Raw genomic sequence first — 20,767 nt, 5'->3', positions numbered from 1 at the left:
AATTTTGAATTTTGAATCATGAATCATGAATTCTGAACGGTGAGTCGGATCGTTACCCTGGTCATGAGAATCCTTGTTTCCTTATCCGAAAGCCGTGAACAATCCCTGAACATAACACGTTTATTTTCTGTTGTTTTAAAAGCACTGCAAACACTAAAAAACGCTATCGCCATGTTTGGACTATTCCGCAAGAAATCTGAAAAAGACAAGCTGTACGCGCAGTACGAGAAGCTCCTCAAACAATCGCATGCCCTCTCCACAGTAAACCGTGCCGAGTCGGACCGCCTTTTTGCCGAAGCACAAGAGCTGCTCAAACGCATCGATGCCATGGAGAACGCATGAGTCGGCCCCGGCTCAGCCAACGGGCTAACCAACAGCTCCGAACCCATGCAAAAACCCAACATCACCGAATACACCCGATTAGTTCCGTCCATGATTATTTTTTAATCAAATTTTCCGACTAAAATTTAATCATTTTTGATTGGATTGATGTATCTTTGGAAAAATATTTTTTGTCATGGGCAGGAAAAGAGTTTCGGCAGAAGCACAAAAGCCTCAGGGTCAGACCTGTTTTAGCACCAACCTTCGTCTGCTGCGCAAACGCCGTGGCCTCACCCAGGACGAGCTGGCGCTTGCCCTGGGCATGCCGCGAAGCACCTTGAGCAATTACGAGAACCAGCTGGCCGAACCCTCGCTGGAAGCCCTTGTTGCTTTTGGCAAGTTTTTTAACATCGCCATCGACACCATGCTTCAGGTCGATCTCCGGGCATTGAGCGAGCTGCATCTGCGCCAGCTCGAACGCGGATACGATGTGTACGTCAAAGGCAGCCAGCTAAGGGTGCTGGCCACCACTGTGGACAAACAAAACAACGAAAACGTGGAGCTGGTGGACGAAAAAGCCAAAGCCGGCTACACCAACGGTTATGCCGACCCTGAGTATATTAAGGTGTTGCCTGCATTCAACCTGCCCTTCCTCTCGCGCAACAAAAAATACCGCACCTTCCAGATCAGTGGCGACTCCATGCTGCCCATTCCCGACAAATCGTTTGTCACAGGCGAATATGTGGTCGACTGGCACCAGATCCGAAACCATCAGCCCTACATCATCCTTACCCGCGAAGAAGGTATCGTCTTTAAAATTGTCGAAAACCGCATCGCCGACCAGGGCATACTCATCCTGCATTCGCTCAATCCCGAATACAAACCCTACGAACTGCACATCAGCCAGGTGCGCGAAGTCTGGAAATTCGTCCACTACATCGCCAGCCAGATGCCCCATCCACCCAACACACCCACACCAATTGAAGAGCAAATCAGCCAGTTGCGTCAGGAAGTTAAAGCTATCCAGCTTAAGCTGAACATTTGAAAAAGCCGCGAGACCAAAGTCTGCGATCCACTTCCCTTCCAACGCACCTAATACCTTGTCAGACGACTTGGGCGAGGGGAGACTGGGCGAGGGGGCGGCTTTGGCGAGGGGGAGACTTGGCGAGGGGGCGAGGGGGAGACTTGGCGAGGGGGAGACTGGGCGAAGGGGAGACTGGGCGAGGCTGTGTCTCGGTGGCGAAGATAGGAGCAGACGAGAGGGAGACTTGAGCGACTTTGGCGAGGGGGAGACTTGGCGAGGGGGAGACTGGGCGAAGGGGAGACTGGGCGAGGCTGTGTCTCGGTGGCGACGATAGGAGCAGACGAGAGGGCGACTTGAGCGACTTTGGCGAGGGGGAGACTTGGCGAGGCTGTGTCTCGGTGGCGACGATAGGAGCAGACGAGAGGGAGACTTGAGCGACTTTGGCGAAGGGGAGACTGGGCGAGGCTGTGTCTCGGTGGCGACGATAGGAGCAGACGAGAGGGAGACTTGAGCGACTTTGGCGAGGGGGAGACTGGGCGAGGGGGAGACTGGGCGAAGGGGAGACTGGGCGAGGCTGTGTCTCGGTGGCGACGAGAGGGCGACTTGAGCGACTTTGGCGAGGGGAAAAATTTAGGTTGCGACAGATTTTGTCGTGGGTGGAGGTTATGTTTGGGGGGTTAGAGCGTATTCGAGTCGGCATATGATTGATACAAAGAGTATAACGAAAGCTTATTATGATTTGTTAACATTATGTTGGGGGATTATGGAGAAAATTTTAACTTTGGGAGGTATATATTACCAAACCAGCATGAGGAACTCAGGGAGCATCGTATTAAAAGTGCAGGCAATGTCAGGTTATTCTTACAGCCTTATGCCTGTTCACCATGAGAAAACCTGGAGTAGTCATACAAATACACCCATTTGTGGTGGTATAAGGATGATTTTGTCATACTTATAAACGAGTTGTGTGTCAGGCGTGAAAAGACATCAAAACAATGAAAAGTGACTTGATTAAACATATTGAAGAAATATTTAATTCATTAAGACTAACTGTTTCTTTTGAAGTGTTTGACTGTTGTCTTGATACATTGCCGAAATGGACAAAAGACATTCAACTCACACATAAGTTCATTGTTTGTTGCCATGACATTTCATTAAAACAAAGACTGCAAGTATTTATTGGGAAAGCTATTTTTGAAAACGGAAAATATTTATACTGGTTTGAAGGAGAAAGAATTATTGAACCTGACAGTTCATCTGTTAAGGAAAAATACAAAATTGAAGATGAGAAAATTGAGTATTTAAAAACAGATACAAGGCTACCTGCATACATTGATGACTTTATTTTCAATCAGTTAAAAGCTATATACGCACCAGATTTTCAGCGATTTGAGTATAACCTTGATTTGACTGGAGAAGAAATAAGAAAGTATTTGGGAACCTATTTTCCTAGAAGTTATGCCGAATCATTCTGCATATTTGATAATTTATTTGAAAATAATGGATATCAGAAAGCTACTGCTGCGTCTAAAAATCTAAATATCTTATCTGTTGGTTGTGGTACTGGTGGCGATATAATCGGATTAATTACAGCAATACAAAAGCATCTGCAAAATGTTTCGGAAGTCACTATTTTCGCAATTGATGGCAATAATGAAACATTGACCATTCTTGAACAAATCATAAACCGAATTAAAAATCAATCATCAAAAAAAATCAACCTTATTACAATACAAATTGTATTTAGCAATATTGCTGAATTCCAGATTGTCAACGACATCAAACAATCCTTTGATTTCATTCTTTCTTTCAAATTTATCAATGAGATTGTTTCAATGGGAAAAGGGAGATTGGTTAATTCTTATTACGATTTCGTAAAAAAGTTCTTACCATTACTTTCAGATAATGGTGTATGTTTGCTATTAGATGTAACTACAAAATCTAACCATGCAACATATAATCCTATTCTAATGAATAGTCAGGTAAATCAAGCTTTAAGAGAATTAAAGAGATACTCTACGCTTATACCAATACAATGCGGTGTTCATAGCGGAGATTGTTTTTGTGACTGTTTTCATCAAAAAACTTTTTTTGTTACGCATTCGAAACAATCAAATGATAAAAGCAAAGTTGCTTACAGGATGATTGTTTCACAACAATTACAACAAGAAATAATAAATTCTACAGTAAAAAAATCAAGGCAATTAATCAACAAAGAAAACATCTGTCCTTTTACAGAAAATGGAGAGATGACCGTGGATGCCTTTATGTTAAGTCCTTATAACCAAAACGTAATACTATAATAAAAACAAAGAATTATGCCGAGAAGAAGTTTTTACGTAAAAGACTCTGAACTTGATGAATATCAAGTAAAGGTCATAAATAAAAGAACAGATAATTCACTAATTGTTAGTGGTTGTGCTGGAAGTGGAAAATCTATTCTTGCGCTTTGGAAAGCCAAGCAAATACAAGATGAGAATAAAGGCTCATATTTGTTTATTGTTTTCACAAATGCTCTTAAGCAATATATGTCAGATGGGATTACTCAAATAGGTATTAAATTAGGTAATGTTGATACTTATAATAAATGCTTTTTTTGGAGTAAGAATAATGGTAAGTGGGAAAAAGGAGATTGGAGAAAAGGAAGTTATGACTATATTATTGTAGATGAAGCTCAAGATTTTACCAGGGAAGATATCCTTCTGTTTAAAAATAAGGCCAAAAAGGCATTGCTACTTTATGGGGATTCCGCACAGCAGCTATATGAATTTATTGAAGGGAGAAAAACAGTTACTATGGAAGAGATTGCCTACATTACAAGCTTTCCTTTGGAGCAATTAGTATTCAATCACAGATTACCCAAGAAAGTTGCACGAATTGCAGAGTATATTAATATTCAAAAAGACAGTTTAGAAATTCGTTGCAAGAATGAAGGTACAGAAAAACCTAAGATTCTTTATTATCCAACATTTGAAAAACAACTTGATGTTATTGCTGAAATCATTAAAAATAGAAATTTTGTTGATGTTGGCATTTTATTAAGAAACAATCCCCTTGTTGAAAGAGCAGCCAATTATTTAAAAAATAAGAGATTAAATGTTGAAGCTAAAGTTAGAGAAGATATTGATTTAAATTTTAACTCGGACAATCCAAAAATTATGACCTATCACAGCTCAAAAGGACTTCAATTTGAAGCGGTTTTTATTCCTGAATGCACTTGTTCAGGTGAAGATGACAGAAATCCACTTTATGTTGCTCTGACTCGCACTTATCAGTCATTGTATATTATGCACTCTGGCAATTTGTCAAATTTTTTTGATCCTGTTCCTAAGGATTTGTATGAAACAAGTTTAACTTCTGATACTGAATTATTATGATACCAGAAAAATTATATATACCAACATCATCGCTCAATTTTAATAATATAATTTCGAGCGAATCAATATCGCCTGCAAGTTTTTATTTACAGCGTGGTTTTGGTTATAAACGTTTTGAGAAAGTGGGACCGAACCCTCTTAATAATCGAATTCTTATTTATAACGAATTCCCTGTGTTTGAAATATCTGATAATGAATTAGAAAATTACCCAATGGTTATTGAGATTGATTCGAGATATGTAAATGAAGATATAATAAAAGAAAACAATGGAAATTATTTTGCTGACGAAACTATTTACCTAAATCCTTTTACTACAAGATTCATTTTCCGAAATAATAAAGAACTAATTAGTACTATTTCAAAATCTGAGCCGGCAATCGAAACCAAAATGGTTCCGCTTTATAAAAACTGCCTTACAATTTTCGAATCTGAAAAGTTTCCAAAAAGTTTTAATTGGACCAAAACAGAGTTAGAAGATTCAAGAAACGATATTTCATCCTTCATATCAAAAGACCGCAGAATTAATAAGCTAAAAGGACTGTTATATGGATATCTTATAGCTTCAAACAGAATTCTTTCCTCTGATGTTGTTTCTCTAAAAAAGCTTGTTCGAATCTTAAAAAACACTCTATCGGCTATCATTACAAGTCCTGATGGGAAGGCAACTTATGCTCAGGAAGAACAATTACGAGCACTTTATAAATCTATTAACGAAAGACTACAAAAGATATTCATCTATCTTATAATAAAAGAAAAATCAGCAGAATACCAATGTGATTTTTATTCCATTTTAACACAAGAAAATCTTTGGGAAAGCTGGGTACGTCAAAATAACTTTTCAAAACTTCAAATCTCCCCTTTTTATGCATCTTCAAAAGATAAAGACCTTGCATTCAATAATTACACACAAAACCTTGATAATATATTATTAACTATTGAAAATAAACAAAAAAGAGAGTTAACTGACCCAGCTTCTTTGCCTATAATTCAAAACAACAGAATTATTAACATCCCTGGTCAAAAAGAATTTTTAACAAAATTATTTAATGAGTATTTAGAAGAAGCATATAGTGGTGATGAATTTATTCAATCACGTTATGAATTTGCCAAATCAGGGGGAAAGGTTTTCAAAGATGAATTACAAGAGCAATGGAATGGCAGCCCTTGGCAGCAATACATTAACGGATTGTTAAGAAACTTAAATGAATACTCGGCTTTTGAGTTAAAATCAGTTAATAATCTTACACTTGAATCTTTTGCAGCTTTTTGTCAAAAGGGTGAATCAGACATTGATAAATTAGAAGATTATCTAATTGCAAATGAAATAGGCGATTTTCGTATTGCTTTCAGTCTTTGGGGAATTATTTTTGGGTTTGCCAATATGCCAAAAACATTGACAAATGAATTGTTCGAATCAAATGACCTTGAATATATATCACGCGTTTACAAACATATTTTTAAACAATTACATTCTATTGAATTGGAAGGTAATCTAGAAAGGCCTGAAATTAAGAAACAATTAGATAAACCAAAACTCTTAGAACCCCAACCTACTATTCCCAAAGAAGATAATCAACAAATTACATTAAAGTCAGATGATTCAGATTTAATAAGAAAACTTAAAGGTTGTAAGTTGAAACCTGAACAACTCAATAGTATCTCAGAATTATATGAAAAGAATCATAAAGTTATTAATGAGAATTTTTTTATTTCTGTCAGTAAAATAAGAGGCATTGGTAAAAAAGCTGTAGAAAAAATCAAAGAGGCCTTGGATTATAAACCTGAAACATCAAAGACAATTCAAATAGAAACCTCATTGTTCGATGAAATGAAACCAGATATCGGAAAGGATTTTTATAGTGATTCAAGTGTGTATTATCTCATTGAAACGCTGATACCTAAAAAGCTAAAGAAAACTTTTAAAACAGACTTAGATTGGTTTCAAGAAGAGTACAAAAAAGGAAGCTCCTCTCAATATTATGCTAAAGCTCTTAGAGACAATAAATCTGTAATTGATTCATTTGAACGCTACATTGTAAAGAAAAAATATGCAAATCAATTGGAAGTTGAAACCATAGTTCGAAAATTAAGAGAATTATATCTAAGATAATGAACGATAAAGTCCAAATAATAAATGATTTTGGTTACAAAGTAGAATCGCTGTCTCCGGTAATAATCTCTGCTTCTCGTTCAACTGATATTCCAGCATTTTTTTCTGAATGGCTTATTAATCGAATAAAAAAGGAGCACATTGTTTGGTATAATCCTTTTAATCAACAACCTCTATATGTTTCATTCAAACATTGTAAGGTTATAGTATTCTGGACAAAAAACCCAAAATCCTTAATCCCATACCTTAAAGAGATTGATAGTTTTGGTATTCATTATTATTTTCAATATACACTTAATGACTATGAGAAGGAAAACCTAGAACCAAAAATTCCTCCACTTACATCACGCATTAACACTTTTAAAGAATTAAGTTCATTAATTGGCAAAGAAAAAGTAATATGGAGATTTGACCCAATCATTTTAACATCTGAATTAACAACACGTGAGATATTAAAACGAATTTGGAATATTGGAAATCAATTAAAAGGGTTTACTGATAAGTTAGTCTTTAGCTTTATTGATATAAATAGTTATCAAAAAGTACAGCGAAATCTTGTAAAAGAAACTTCTCTATTTAATAAAGAGACAATAAAATGCACAGAACCTTCATCAATACAAATGAATGAGATTGCTGAAGGTTTAATGAAAATGCAAGAGCACTGGAAAAAAGAAGGATGGGAAATTTCATTAGCTACGTGTGCTGAAGAGATTGATTTAGATAAGTATAATATTTCTCACAACCGTTGTATTGATGGTGAATTGATGAAGAAAATATTTGCAGATGATAAAGAACTTGTATATTACTTAAATTACAGAAAATTGCCCGATTATAATACACTCTTTGGAAATGAATTTGATAAAATGTCATTATCTGCTGAAAAATTAAAGGACAAAGGACAAAGAAAAGCATGTGGATGTATGATAAGTAAGGACATCGGTATGTATAATACATGCAATCATTTATGTACTTATTGTTACGCAAACACTTCAAAAGAAACTGTAATTAAAAACCTAAAACTTCACAATGACAATAACGAAAGTATCATTAAATAAAACGCCCGAACACACAACAAAGTGTATATGCCATAAGGGTTTCAGTTGGTGTTCGAGCATTGTACCCCGCTTAAACTTTCGTGTCGGTGGACAGGAAACTACTCCGCAATCCCTTACGGCACATACACTCGACCGTTGGCAGCAAGTGTATTAAGACAGCAACACGACAAACTAACGAGTGACAGAAACAGAAAAAAGTAAACCATTTTGACAGGTGACCAAAGACATAGAAACGATATTATAAACGGACAGCATCTAAACCAACACGCTGACCGACCCTATGTTTTATATTTTTTTCCCACCGCACATTTTTTAAAAACAAATGCGAAGCATTCACGAGCACCGCTAAAAGAATAATTAAACAAGCGAGTAATTTTAGCCAGCCTCACAAATGGCACAACTTGTCCCGACCCTTCGGGATTTGGTTTTGCCCGACACACATTCCGACCCTTCGCAAAACCAAAAGAGCCGTTTTTTGTCAACGCACCGATATAAGTGATAAATTTGACATATTAACAAGACACTGAAAGAATAAATGCAAGGAAAACAACTTAGAAAATTAGAAGCCGAACTGTGGAGAGCCGCAGACCAACTCAGAGCAAACAGTAAACTGACTGCTTCGGAATACTCAATGCCTGTTTTGGGACTGATATTTTTACGACACGCCTACAACCGCTTTCAGAAAGTAAAAGTAGAAGTGGAAAAAGATTTGCCTGTGCATCCGCAGCGTGGCAGACGACCCGTTACCAAAAAAGATTTTGAAGAACGCAATGCAATGTTCCTCCCCGATAAGGCACAGTTTGACTATTTGGTTTCATTGCCCGAAAGTGTTGACATAGGCGAAGCGATTGACAACGCTATGAAACTGATCGAGGATGAATACGACAACCTCAAAGGAGTTTTGCCAAAGAACTTTTCTATTTTCAGTAAAGACCTGTTGCGGGAACTGCTCCGCATTTTCAATAAAGAAGTGTTGCAAAAAGCCGAAGGCGATTTGTTCGGGAAGATTTACGAATACTTCCTCAACAAATTTGCAATGACAGGCGCACAGGAAGGTGGAGAGTTTTTTACGCCTATGAGTTTGGTGCAAACCATTGTAAACGTCATTGAACCCGACCACGGAATTGTGTTCGATCCGGCTTGCGGCAGTGCGGGTATGTTTGTGCAAACCGGCTATTTCATTGAAAGCGAAGGACTGAAACCTGCCGAGAAAGTTACATTTTACGGACAGGAAAAAGCCGAACTCAATACCAAATTGGCAAAGATGAACCTTGCAGTGCACGGACTGGAAGGCAACATACAGGAAGGAAATACTTTTTACGAGGACAAACACAACCTCGTAGGCAAGTGCGATTTTGTTATGGCAAATCCACCCTTTAATGTTGACGGGGTGGACAAAGCCAAAGATGCCGTTAAGAAAGACCCACGCCTGATGTTGGACGGTAAAGTGAACCTCCCGAAAAACGACAACGCCAATTATTTATGGATCCAGTATTTCTACAACTATCTGAAACCCCATTCGGCAAGCTCACGGGGCGGGCGAGCAGGTTTTGTAATGGCATCTTCTGCCAGCGATGCCGGGCATAGCGAAAAAGATATACGGGAAAAATTGGTAAAAACCGGCGCAGTAGATGTGATGATGGCCATTGGCAACAACTTTTTCTATACCCGTTCATTGCCTTGCACCTTGTGGTTTTTTGACCGTGCAAAAGAAAGTCTGAACTATGATTTAGCTGATTTTCGTGATGACCTTGATAAACTGCCGAAACGCAGAAGGGATACAGTATTGATGCTTGATGCAAGGAAGATCTACAGAAAAGTTACTTCCAAAGTAAACGACTTTAGCCCCGAGCAATTGCAAAACCTGATTTGCATTGTAAACCTGTATAGAGGCAATACCCAAAAATTTGAAAGTACCGTAAAAAGCTATTTGCAAACCTCTGCCGATTTAGCCAAAGAAACAGCCGAAGCAACAACCGAACTGCAAAAGCAATTGCAGAAAGTATTGAAAACCGTTAGCGACTTTGCCACCAAATACGCCAAAGAAAATAAAGAAGCAAATGCGTTTGTAGATGCCCTAAAAATTGAAGAAACCGCAAGCATTTACGAACAACAAAATGAACTAATAAAGATTGATTCAAAAGTCTCCCCTGCAGGGGGAGATTTAGAGAGGGCCGCCCACTTGTGCAAAACACTCCGCAAACCACAAGACAAACTCATTAAGCAATTGCTGGATGCCATTAGCACAGCCGCCAAAGAATATCAACTGAGCAAAAACAAAGATTGGAAAGCATTGGATGTACAGGCGCAATGCATTGCGCCTCTGAAAGCCCTGCAACAACAACTCAGCGGCAACCCCGATGAGGAAGAACCAGGGCTGCTGCACGAAACCGAGTATTTCTACAAACAAGCCCATTGGCTCACAAGCCGCTTCCCCGAAGGTGTTTATACCGATGTGGAAGGACTGTGCAAAGTAGTAACGCTAAAAGAAATAGAAGCCAAAGACTGGAGCCTGAGCCCGGGCCGATATGTAGGTGTGGACACCAGCACCGATGAGGACTTTGACTACGAAGAACGCCTGAACGAAATACACATCGAACTGGACGGATTGAACGAAGAAGCCATTGCTTTGGCGAAATTGATTAGTGAGAATTATAAAGCCTTGAATATTTAGTGTTATGGAAATAGTAAAACAAGAAAATATTCAAAATCAAATCTTTTCTGTTCGAGGTGTTCAGGTGATGCTCGATAGTGATTTAGCTTCAATCTATCAAACAGAAACCAAATTCATTAACAGAGCGGTAAAGAGAAACCCTCTCAGATTTCCAGAAGAGTTTATGTTTCAGTTGACTGAAAAAGAATGGACAAACTTGAAGTTCCAATTTGGAACCTCAAGAGAACATGGAGGAAGACGAACGCTACCTTTTGTGTTTACAGAACAAGGCGTAGCAATGCTTTCCGCTGTTCTAAATACAGAAAGGGCGATTATTGCCAGCATCCAAATTATGCAAGCTTTTGTTGCCATGCGAAAATTTCTGCAAAATAATGCTTCTGAGGAATTAAAAACCAGCCACGACCGTTTTTTGATGATTGACCAAAAGGAGTTGTACCATTTGGGTGCATCTTTGAAAGATTTGGGGAAGAAGTGGTTTGCCTTCTCGAAATTGGAGGGTAATATTTTGGATATGATGTTGGGACAAATTAAAAAGGAAGTGGTGATATGAAGTGGGAGAAATTAAAAGTTGCTGATGTCTGTGAGTTAGCCTACGGAAAAAGTTTAACTGCAGATTCAAGAATTCCAGGCGATTATCCAGTATATGGTTCAGCTGGTGAAGTTGGCACACATACTAATTATTTGATTGACGGACCCGGAATTATTATCGGAAGAAAGGGAAGTGTTGGTACTGTTTATTACGAAAAAAGAAATTTCTTTCCAATTGATACTTCATATTATGTAATTCCGAAAGATGGGTATGATTTACGTTTTCTGTATTACAAGTTTCAAACACTTGGTTTGAACAAGCTCAATAGTGATGCGGCTGTTCCTGGGTTAAATAGAAATGTAGCTTACGATCAAAGTTCTATTTATCCCCCCCTCCCCACCCAACGCAAAATCGCATCCATTTTATCGGCTTATGATGATTTGATAGAGAATAATTTGAAGCGGATTAAGTTGCTGGAGGAGAAGGCTCAACTGCATTACAAAATTGAGTTTGGCGAATATCAGTTTGGTGACAGGGAACCCCAGAATTTACCAAAAGGATGGTCAATAAAGTCTATCGGGGATATTTACGGAAAATTGGAATCTGGCTCAAGACCAAAAGGAGGCATTGATAAAGAACTAAAAGAAGGAATTGCAAGTGTTGGAGCAGAGAATGTGATTGGTTTGGGTAAGTATAATTATCAAAGTGAAAAGTTGATTACCGAAGCATTCTTTGAAAATATGAATCGTGGCAAAATAGAAAATAAGGATATTCTAATTTACAAAGATGGTGCATACATCGGTAAAACAACTTTGTTTCAAGACGATTTTCCGCACGAAAAATGCTGCGTAAACGAACACGTTTTCTTATTGAGAAGTAAAGATGAACTTTATCAGAATTATTTATTCTTCACCCTTTATCAGAAACTTTACTTTGATAAGATGCAGCAACTAAATGCAAATGCCGCTCAACCTGGAATAAATCAAGAAAGTTTAAAATCATTAAGAATTCTTTGGCCATCAAAAAATGTAATTGAAGAATTCAATAAAAAGGTCGAAAGCTTGATGAAATTAATTTTTGTGGTGGCAAAACAAAACACCAAACTCCGGGAGGCACGGGATATTTTATTACCGAGGCTGATGAGTGGGCAAATAGAAGTCTGAACTATGATTAAGCTGATTAAATGATTAGTATGATTAACAAGCAATACAAATATTCAGAGCTGACATCCAAGATCATTGGTTGTGCTATGGCAGTGCATCGTGCGTTGGGCAATGGATTTCAGGAGGTTATCTATCAAAGAGCATTAGAAATCGAAATGGCAGATAACGGGATTTCTTTTTCCCGAGAGTATGAGATGCCCATTTATTATAAGCATCAAAAGATAGGAACTCGAAGGGTAGATTTTCTGGTGGAAGGCGTAGTATCGGTCGAATTGAAAGCCATCATCAAACTGGAAGATGTTCATTTTGCCCAAGCTATCAATTACTTGGAAGCCTATGACCTTGAAGTAGGTTTACTTATCAATTTTGGAGCAAAAAGTTTAGAGTTCAAAAGACTGCTCAACAGCAAATTTAAGCAGAAAAATCAGGGTAATCCCAAAATCAATATAAATCAGAGTTCAGACAATTGATGAACGGACAAATAGAAGTATGAGTGAAATAATCATATATAAAACCCCTGACAAGAAAACCGAAGTTGAAGTTCGGTTTGAAAAGGAAACTGTTTGGCTTACGCAGGCGCAAATGGCTTCTTTATTCAATCAAACCAAACAAAACATCAGCTTGCATATCAACAACTGCTTCAAGGAGAAGGAGTTGCAAAGAAATTCAGTTGTCAAGGAATCCTTGACAACTGCCGCAGATGGCAAAAAGTATAAAACAAAATACTATAACCTCGATGTCATAATATCCGTTGGCTATCGGGTAAAATCAATTCGGGGCACCCAATTCCGGCAATGGGCAACCCAACGATTAAAAGACTATCTTGTACAAGGCTACGCTATTAATGAAAAACGCCTGGCCGAAAAACAGCAACAGGTGGAGTACCTCAAAACAGGTATTCGCATTTTAAGCCGTGCCATTACCCAACAAGCCACCCAAGAAGACAGCCAAATGCTGCAAATTTTTGCAAAAGGGCTTGAATTGCTCGATGACTTCGACCACCAACAATTAGATTCAAAAGGCAAAACCATCCGCCAAACAGTGTACCCCGATGTAAAAGAATATCTGGATGTGATTACCAGAATGAAGCCGGCCTTTGCTTCTGATGTATTCGCCAAACCAAAAGATCAAAGTTTTGAAAGTTCGGTAAGACAAATTGCCCAAGCCTTTGGAAACGAAGAATTATACAAAAGCATCGAAGAAAAAGCAGCAACGCTGTTATATCTTATCGTAAAAAATCACTCGTTTGTTGACGGTAATAAACGCATTGCGGCAGCCTGCTTTCTGTACTTTTTGGAGAAAAACAGGCTGCTTTATTTAGAAAACAAAGAACCAATTATCAGCAATGAAGCATTGGCAGCTATTACCCTTTTTGTAGCCACCAGCAAACCCGAAGAAATGGAAACAGTGAAGCAGTTAATCATCAGTATTTTAAACAGAAATATATGACCTGGGAATACTCAGAAGATAAGTTAATAGAGCAAACAGCGATTGATTTATTTTTCAATCGGTTGGGTTGGGATACGCTATTGTCATACAACAAAGAGAGCTTTGGCGAAGGCAGCACATTGGGCAGACTGAATAAAAAAGAAGTTGTGCTCAAAAAGATATTTCTTGAAAAGCTTAAACAGTTCAATCCCAATCTGCCCGAACAAGCCTACAACCAGGCATACGAAAAACTGATTGAAGAAAGCATCACCAGGTCATTGGCAGAAATCAATTACGAAAAATACCAATTGCTGCGTAATGGTATTCCAGTTGACTTTATCAATGAAAAAGGCGAGCAGGTTAAGAACAAAACACTCAGGGTTTTTGATTTTGACAATGCAGAAAATAACAACTTTCTGGCTGTTCGCCAGTTATGGATTCAGGGCAAAAGCAACCGTGAACGCAGACCTGATATTATCGGCTTTGTAAATGGTATTCCGCTTCTGTTCATAGAACTGAAAGCAGCCCACCGAAAATTAGAAAACGCTTACAACGATAATTTCACCGATTACAAAGACGTAATACCCAAACTCTTTTACTACAATGCTTTTGTGATTTTGAGCAATGGAATCGAAAGCCGCATTGGAAGTGTTACAGGCAAGTATCAGCATTTCCACGAATGGAAACGCATCACAGAGGAAGACGAAGGCATTGTTGCATTGGATAGAATAATTGTAGGCGTTTGCGAGAAGAAACGCTTTTTAGATTTGTTTGAGAACTTCATTCTGTTTGATAATTCCTTGGGCAAAGTAGTAAAACTAATTGCCCGAAACCATCAGTTTATTGGTGTTAACAAGGCGATTGAAAACATTAAGCACAAGGAGGAACTCTACCGGCAAGGAAAAATCAGTTTAGAGGAAAAACAAAAACTGGGAGTGTTTTGGCATACACAGGGAAGCGGAAAATCGTATTCGATGGTTTTCTTCTGCCAGAAAATTCACCACAAGTTTACAGGCAGTTATACTTTTTTAATAGTAACCGACCGTAACGAATTGGACACACAGATTTATGGTACCTTTAGTGGTGTGGGTGCAGTACCGGTTGTTCGTGCAGGGGCAACAGATTCATTGAGAGCCAACAGCGGAAAGCATTTGAAAGAATTGCTCAGCTCAGAACACCGCTATTTGTTTACGCTTATTCACAAATTCAATTTTGAAGAAGAAATTACCAAGCGGGATAACATCATTGTCATTTCTGACGAAGCTCATCGAACACAAGGCGGTCAATTAGCAATGAATTTGCGTAATGCTTTGCCAAACGCTTCATTTATCGGCTTTACAGGCACACCACTTTTCAAAGACGATGAAATAACCAAGCGGATTTTCGGTGATTATGTTTCTCGTTACGACTTCAAACGAAGTGTGGATGATGGAGCAACCGTTCCACTTTACTATGAAAACAGAGGCGAATATTTGGGTTTGAAAAATCCTGTAATCAATGAGCAAATAAGAGCCGTAATAGATGCCGAAAGCGAAGATTTGGACAGCGATCAACGCAGCAGGGTCGAACAGCTATTTGCACGGGAATATCCGATACTTACAGCAAAGAAACGATTAGATGCCATTGCAAAAGATGTTGTTTGGCATTTCTGCAACCGTGGCTACAAAGGCAAAGGAATGTTTATCGCATTGGATAAACTTACTGCCGTTAGAATGTATGATTTGATTACCGGGCATTGGAAAAAATATGTGGAGCAATTGGAAAAAGAGGTTGCCAAAGGAAAATATGGCGACCAGGAGTTATTAGAAAAGAGTCGTGAACTGCAATGGATAGAGGAAACGGAAATTTGTGTGGTAGTGAGTCCGGAACAAAACGAAATACAAAAGTTTCAGAAATGGGATTTAGACATTGAGCCACACCGAGAGAAAATGAACACCCAAGACCTTGAAACAAGGTTTAAAGATGAAAATGACCCTTTCCGTTTTGTGATAGTTTGTGCCATGTGGATCACGGGTTTTGACGTGCCTACCCTTTCCACTTTGTATTTAGACAAGCCGTTGAAGTCGCATACTTTGATGCAGGCCATTGCAAGAGCCAACCGAATCAGCGAAGGAAAAAATAATGGTTTGATTGTGGACTACATTGAAACTTACACTGCCTTGTTGGATGCATTAGCAATTTATGGTTCAGGTGGTGAAGATGGCGAAGGCGGTGGAGGCAAAAAACCAGAGCCACCCGTAAAGCCAAAAGAAGAACTCATCAAACAATTGGAAGAAGCATTAGAAGCGACTGAAGTCTTTCTGCAAGATGAGGTGAATTTCGATTTACAGGAACTCATTAAGGCAGACGGTTTACACAAATTGGCTGCCATGGAAAAAGCCGTAAACGCTGTTTACACCAATGACGAAACCAAACGTAAATTTCAGATTTTAGCAAGAGAGGTTTTTAAGATATACAAAGCCCTGCAACCGGACAAGGTTCTAAATCAATATGCTCCGAGAAAGAACGCCATTGATGTAATCTACACCGCTATTGAAGACAATATTGAAAGTGCTGACGTTGCCGAGCTAATGCGAAAAATTCAGAATGTGGTTGATGAATCCATAGAAAATATGGTTGCAGAACCCGGACACAATGAAGAAAAAATCATTGACCTAAGCGGATTGGACTTTGATTTGTTGGAACAATACTTCTTAAAGACAAAAAATAAAAATGCAGCCGTTCAATCACTTAAAGACAAAGTTGAAAAGCAATTGAAACGAATGGTAGAACGCAACCCTTTGACCGTTGACTATTACAAACGCTATCAGGAAATTATTGAAGAATATAACAGAGGCAAAGACGAAGTTGTAATTAAGGAAACTTTTAGAAAATTGATTGAACTCGTAAACTCCTATTCTGAAGAAGAAGCCGACACCAAACGAGAAGGATTGACAGACGAGCAAAAAGCCATTTTCGACATTCTTAGACACGGTAAAAAGTTATCCGAAAAAGAGAAAAACGAAATCAAGAAAATCTCTATTGAGCTACTTGAAGAACTGAAACAAGAAAAATTGAAAGTTGAGCAATGGGCTGACAAATCAGTAACAGCAGCAGCAGTTTTTAATACTGTTAGTAAGACTTTGTTTGAAACTTTGCCCTACCCGACTTATCAGACAGACGACATTGACTTAAAAACGAACTTAGTATATGAACATTTAAAACATCAATATTTTGGAGGAGGAATGAGTATTTACGGACGATATTAGCCAACGCACAGTCGTAAGCACATCCCGCAAACCGCTCAAAGCCAACCCAAATCCAAAGTTTGCGGGAAGAGCTTCCGCCTTTACAATGCACTTTGGCAAAGCCATTTTGTCCAACGCTCAAAAAAACAAAATAAACTTGTGCTTTATGGATAGTTTAGTGCAGATTGATAATGACAAGAAAAATAAAGCTAAATAAATGACAAACAGACGGATATGAATGAACACGAGTTGCCAACAAAGTGTAAATGCCATAAGGGTTTCAGAGGTATGCGAAGGTCAGAAGTCTGCTTTAACTTTTCGTGTAACTTGATAGGAAATCACCCGCAATCCCTTACGGCACTTACACTCGACCGTTGGGGCAGCGCCTGATATTCCGGCAGAAGCCCAGCCAACTCACAAGGAAGAATTGAGCTCGTCGTTCTGATGTTTAAAAACTTTCAGCAGTTTCCGCTTGGGAGTTTTTTTTAAGAACAAGAAAACAGATTAAGAAAAAAAACTGCCTCGTTTTGAGACAGCTTTAGCGGACCGGACGGGACTCGAACCCGTCTCGTCAAGTCCCTTGACGAGATGACAGGCACGTATTCCAATCTCGCAAAGCGACTTAGCAAATAAAAAAGCTGCCTCGTTTTGAGTGTCTCGTCCTGAAATAGGTTGACAAAAAATCAACTTAAATTAGGACAAGAAAAGATGAAAAAGTACGATCAAAAATTAAAGGAACGGGTAATAGCAGATTACCTGTCGGGCGGTGGCACTTACCGCCATTTGCAAGCCAAGTATGGCATCAGTTTCCAAATCATACATCAATGGGTTCAGGATTTTAAGGGCAAGGGCACCAAATCTCTGAAGCCGTCCAAACAAGCGGATGTAAAGCCTATGGAGGATTTACCTAAGGAGGTAAAGCTATTGCAGCATGAACTGCGGCAGGCAAGGCTTTACAACAAGCTGTTGGAGGCGTTGGTGGATATTGGCAAGGAGCAATACGGCATTGACCTGCGAAAAAAGCATGGCACCAAGCAGTCTTGAAAGTGGAGCAGCAGGAGCCTGACCGGGTAACCGGTTTGTGTTGCTCATTGCTTGGTTACAGCAGGCAAGCCTATTATCAGTACCAAAAACAACAGGAAAAAGAGGCGTTTCAAGCGGAACTGATTGTGCAGGAAGTGCTTCGCCACCGAAAGCTGCAAAAGCGAATTGGAGGCAGGAAACTCTTTGGTATGATGGACAGTTTCCTCCAGCAACACACCATCAGTATGGGCAGAGATGCCTTCTTTGATGTGTTGCGGGAGTATGGTTTGCTGGTTCGCGTTCGCAGAAGGAAAGCCAAAACCACTGATAGCGACCACCCTTACCGAAAGTATCCCAACCTGATAAAAGAGTTCATTCCCATTGCTGCCAACCAACTGTGGGTGTGTGATATCACCTACATTGTTATTGGCGATGGCTTTGGCTATCTGAGCTTGATTACAGATGCCTTCAGTCGAAAGATTGTGGGATTTTGCCTTCATAAAACCCTATCGGCAAAAGGCACTACTTTGGCACTGAAACAGGCACTGAAAAACAATCCAAACACCAAAGGTTTAATCCACCACAGCGATAGAGGCGTGCAATACTGCTGCCATGAGTATGTGGAAATACTGAAAAAAAACCGCATCAAAATATCCATGACTGAGAATGGCGACCCGCTGCAAAACGCCATTGCCGAAAGGGTAAACGGCATACTGAAAACAGAATTGCTGGAAGAAAGCTTCCAATCCTTTGCACATGCTCAAGAAGCGGTAGCTATTGCCATCAGCACCTACAACCATCTTCGCCCACACAGCAGCATAGGCAACCTAACGCCTTTTGAGGCTCATTCCCTCAACAATGGTACAATGCCAAAACGCTTGTGGAAGAACTATTATCAACCTAAACAAAAGCAAGTGGATATGGAAGAGGTTTAGGTTTTTTGAGGCATTGGGGCTTCTAAAGTAATTCAACGAAAAGCCGGATATTGCTACCCGGCTTCATAAACGAATTACTTCGTCAGCCACCGACTTATTTCCTGGTGAGTTGCTCCTCAGCATTGCTCACTTCCGCTTTCATCGGCAATGCAAAATTAAAATCGTTAAGCGGATTTAGGACTAAAAACAAAATGTAAATTTGTGTCAGGCGAGTCATCAAAAAAGTGTCAACTTTTTTTAGGACGAGACAGAGACAGCTTTAGCGTACCGGACGGGACTCGAGCCCGTCTCGTCAAGTCCCTTGACGAGATGACAGGCGCGTATTCCAATCTCGCAAAGCGGCTCAGCAAATAAAAAAGCTGTCTCGTTCTGAGACAGCTTTAGCGGACGCCCGTCTCGTCAGTCCTAATGACAGGCTCCAAGGCAAAAAAACTCCTCTTTAGACAGCTTTAGCGGACCGGACGGGACTCGAACCCGTCTCGTCAAGTCCCTTGACGAGATGACAGGCGCGTATTCCAATCTCGCAAAGCGGCTTAGCAAATAAAAAAGCTGTCTGCCTCGTTCTGAGACAGCTTTAGCGGACCGGACGGGACTCGAACCCGTCTCGTCAAGTCCCTTGACGAGATGACAGGCACGTATTATAATCTCGCAAAGCGGCTTAGCAAATAAAAAAGCTGCCTCGTTTTGAGACAGCTTTAGCGGACCGGACGGGACTGCCTTTCATGAGACAGCTTTAGCGGACCGGACGGGACTCGAACCCGCGACCCCGTGCGTGACAGGCACGTATTCTAACCGACTGAACTACCGATCCGGATCAAAAGAACGTTTGCTAAAAACAGCTGCAAATATACGCACTTTTCCGAAACCACAAAGTGTTTTTTTGATTTCAGGCGATTTTTTTCTTTTCCAGCTTCGCCTGACTGGTCTTTTGTCATCTCTGTGAAGAAAATGATGTCTGATAATAAACATTATCTTTGTTTAGTTGTTTCCTTATCGATATTGTCTATGTAAAATGTCCCCAATGACGATAAAAAAGATTGAACAATTGGTAGCACCGCCTCCCGTGCATTTTGTCGGCGATGGATTCAGGGTGCACAACTTTATTCCGTCGATGCCCGGCCTCGACATGCGCCGGATGGATCCGTTTCTGATGCTGGATTACAATTCGAAACATTATTTTCCGCCCACCGATCGTCCGCGCGGGGTAAGCGTGCATCCGCACAAGGGTTTCGAAACTGTGACCATAGCCTACAAAGGCCGTATAGCGCACCACGACAGCAGCGGAGGCGGAGGCACCATTGGCGAAGGTGAGGTTCAATGGATGACCGCCGGAGCAGGTGTGTTGCACAAAGAATACCACGAAGCTTCATTTGCAAGGGCCGGGGGATACTTTCACATGGCCCAGCTTTGGGTCAACCTGCCGGCCGAAAACAAACTTACACCTCCTAAATACCAACATATTACCCGCGAGCGCATCAAAAGCGTGGATCTGCCAGGCCAGGGATATGCCTTACTGATTGCAGGCGAATACCTTGGCCAAAAAGGTCCGGCCAGCACCTTTTCCCCCGTGCTGTTTATGAATGTATTCCTGGATGAGCACCAAAGCACCAGCCTGCACTTCACCGAAGGATATACCTCTGCCCTGCTCGTGGTGGAGGGCAGCATCCTTATCAATGGCAACACAACTGTGCCTACCGACCATTTTGTTTTGCTAGAACGTGCAGGCGACCACATCACAATGGAAGCCAAAAGCAAGGCAACTATCCTGGTAATGTCCGGCCAGCCCCTCAACGAACCCATCGCAGCTCAGGGACCTTTTGTGATGAACAACCGCACCCAGCTCGTGGAGGCTTACGAAGAATTCCGCAGCGGGAAATTCGGATACCTCGAAGAATAATTT

15 protein-coding genes and 1 tRNA gene are annotated in these 20,767 nt (G+C 40.1%); 15 read left to right on the top strand and 1 reads right to left on the bottom strand.

The features are described from left to right. The first annotated feature begins 171 nt into the window (after positions 1-171). From IPM52_02440 to IPM52_02375, 14 genes are all read left to right on the top strand, one after another. Positions 172-342, top strand: coding sequence for a Lacal_2735 family protein (locus tag IPM52_02440; protein MBK9290482.1), 171 nt, complete (start codon positions 172-174; stop codon positions 340-342). A 175-nt stretch (positions 343-517) separates the two neighbouring features. Next, on the top strand, positions 518-1,366 hold the full coding sequence (locus IPM52_02435; protein ID MBK9290481.1) for a LexA family transcriptional regulator: 849 nt from the start codon (positions 518-520) through the stop codon (positions 1,364-1,366). Between the two features lie 974 nt (positions 1,367-2,340). After that, positions 2,341-3,648, top strand: a complete 1,308-nt coding sequence (locus IPM52_02430) for a hypothetical protein (GenBank protein ID MBK9290480.1) — start codon at positions 2,341-2,343, stop codon at positions 3,646-3,648. A 15-nt stretch (positions 3,649-3,663) separates the two neighbouring features. Next, positions 3,664-4,722, top strand: a complete 1,059-nt coding sequence (locus IPM52_02425) for an ATP-binding domain-containing protein (GenBank protein ID MBK9290479.1) — start codon at positions 3,664-3,666, stop codon at positions 4,720-4,722. Then, positions 4,719-6,833 carry a hypothetical protein gene (locus IPM52_02420; GenBank protein MBK9290478.1) on the top strand — a complete coding sequence of 705 codons (2,115 nt, stop codon included), beginning with the start codon at positions 4,719-4,721 and terminating at the stop codon, positions 6,831-6,833. The genes IPM52_02425 and IPM52_02420 overlap by 4 nt, the downstream gene beginning before the upstream one ends. Further along, complete coding sequence (locus IPM52_02415) at positions 6,833-7,888, top strand: DUF1848 domain-containing protein (GenBank protein MBK9290477.1); 1,056 nt, start codon at positions 6,833-6,835, stop codon at positions 7,886-7,888. Before IPM52_02420 ends, IPM52_02415 begins: the two co-directional genes overlap by 1 nt. A 535-nt stretch (positions 7,889-8,423) precedes the next feature. Then, the gene (locus tag IPM52_02410; protein MBK9290476.1) at positions 8,424-10,562 is read left to right on the top strand and encodes an N-6 DNA methylase; all 2,139 of its coding nucleotides are present in this window, start codon (positions 8,424-8,426) and stop codon (positions 10,560-10,562) included. 4 nt (positions 10,563-10,566) lie between these two features. Then, on the top strand, positions 10,567-11,112 hold the full coding sequence (locus IPM52_02405; protein MBK9290475.1) for an ORF6N domain-containing protein: 546 nt from the start codon (positions 10,567-10,569) through the stop codon (positions 11,110-11,112). Then, the gene (locus IPM52_02400) at positions 11,109-12,254 is read left to right on the top strand and encodes a restriction endonuclease subunit S (protein ID MBK9290474.1); all 1,146 of its coding nucleotides are present in this window, start codon (positions 11,109-11,111) and stop codon (positions 12,252-12,254) included. Before IPM52_02405 ends, IPM52_02400 begins: the two co-directional genes overlap by 4 nt. A gap of 29 nt (positions 12,255-12,283) precedes the next feature. Beyond that, the gene (locus IPM52_02395) at positions 12,284-12,724 is read left to right on the top strand and encodes a GxxExxY protein (protein ID MBK9290473.1); all 441 of its coding nucleotides are present in this window, start codon (positions 12,284-12,286) and stop codon (positions 12,722-12,724) included. Between the two features lie 19 nt (positions 12,725-12,743). Further along, positions 12,744-13,703, top strand: a complete 960-nt coding sequence (locus tag IPM52_02390; GenBank protein ID MBK9290472.1) for a virulence protein RhuM/Fic/DOC family protein — start codon at positions 12,744-12,746, stop codon at positions 13,701-13,703. Beyond that, on the top strand, positions 13,700-16,930 hold the full coding sequence (locus tag IPM52_02385) for a type I restriction endonuclease subunit R (GenBank protein ID MBK9290471.1): 3,231 nt from the start codon (positions 13,700-13,702) through the stop codon (positions 16,928-16,930). Before IPM52_02390 ends, IPM52_02385 begins: the two co-directional genes overlap by 4 nt. Before the next feature lie 687 nt (positions 16,931-17,617). Beyond that, positions 17,618-17,953 carry a transposase gene (locus IPM52_02380; GenBank protein ID MBK9290470.1) on the top strand — a complete coding sequence of 112 codons (336 nt, stop codon included), beginning with the start codon at positions 17,618-17,620 and terminating at the stop codon, positions 17,951-17,953. A 2-nt stretch (positions 17,954-17,955) separates the two neighbouring features. Beyond that, on the top strand, positions 17,956-18,867 hold the full coding sequence (locus IPM52_02375) for an IS3 family transposase (protein ID MBK9290469.1): 912 nt from the start codon (positions 17,956-17,958) through the stop codon (positions 18,865-18,867). Between the two features lie 737 nt (positions 18,868-19,604). Here IPM52_02375 and IPM52_02370 read toward each other — a convergent pair. Then, positions 19,605-19,678: transfer RNA gene (locus IPM52_02370), tRNA-Asp, on the bottom strand. A 210-nt stretch (positions 19,679-19,888) separates the two neighbouring features. On the opposite strand from IPM52_02370, the gene IPM52_02365 reads away from it, so the two are divergent. Continuing rightward, positions 19,889-20,764 (top strand): pirin family protein, encoded by an 876-nt coding sequence (locus IPM52_02365; protein ID MBK9290468.1) that lies wholly within the window; start codon positions 19,889-19,891, stop codon positions 20,762-20,764. Positions 20,765-20,767 lie beyond the last annotated feature (3 nt).

It is taken from the genome of Bacteroidota bacterium (assembly GCA_016715945.1).
Classification (GTDB): Bacteria; Bacteroidota; Bacteroidia; order Bacteroidales; family F082; genus JALNZU01.
The sequence above is the reverse complement of the archived record's forward strand: the minus strand, read 5'-3'. Positions and strand labels throughout refer to the sequence as shown.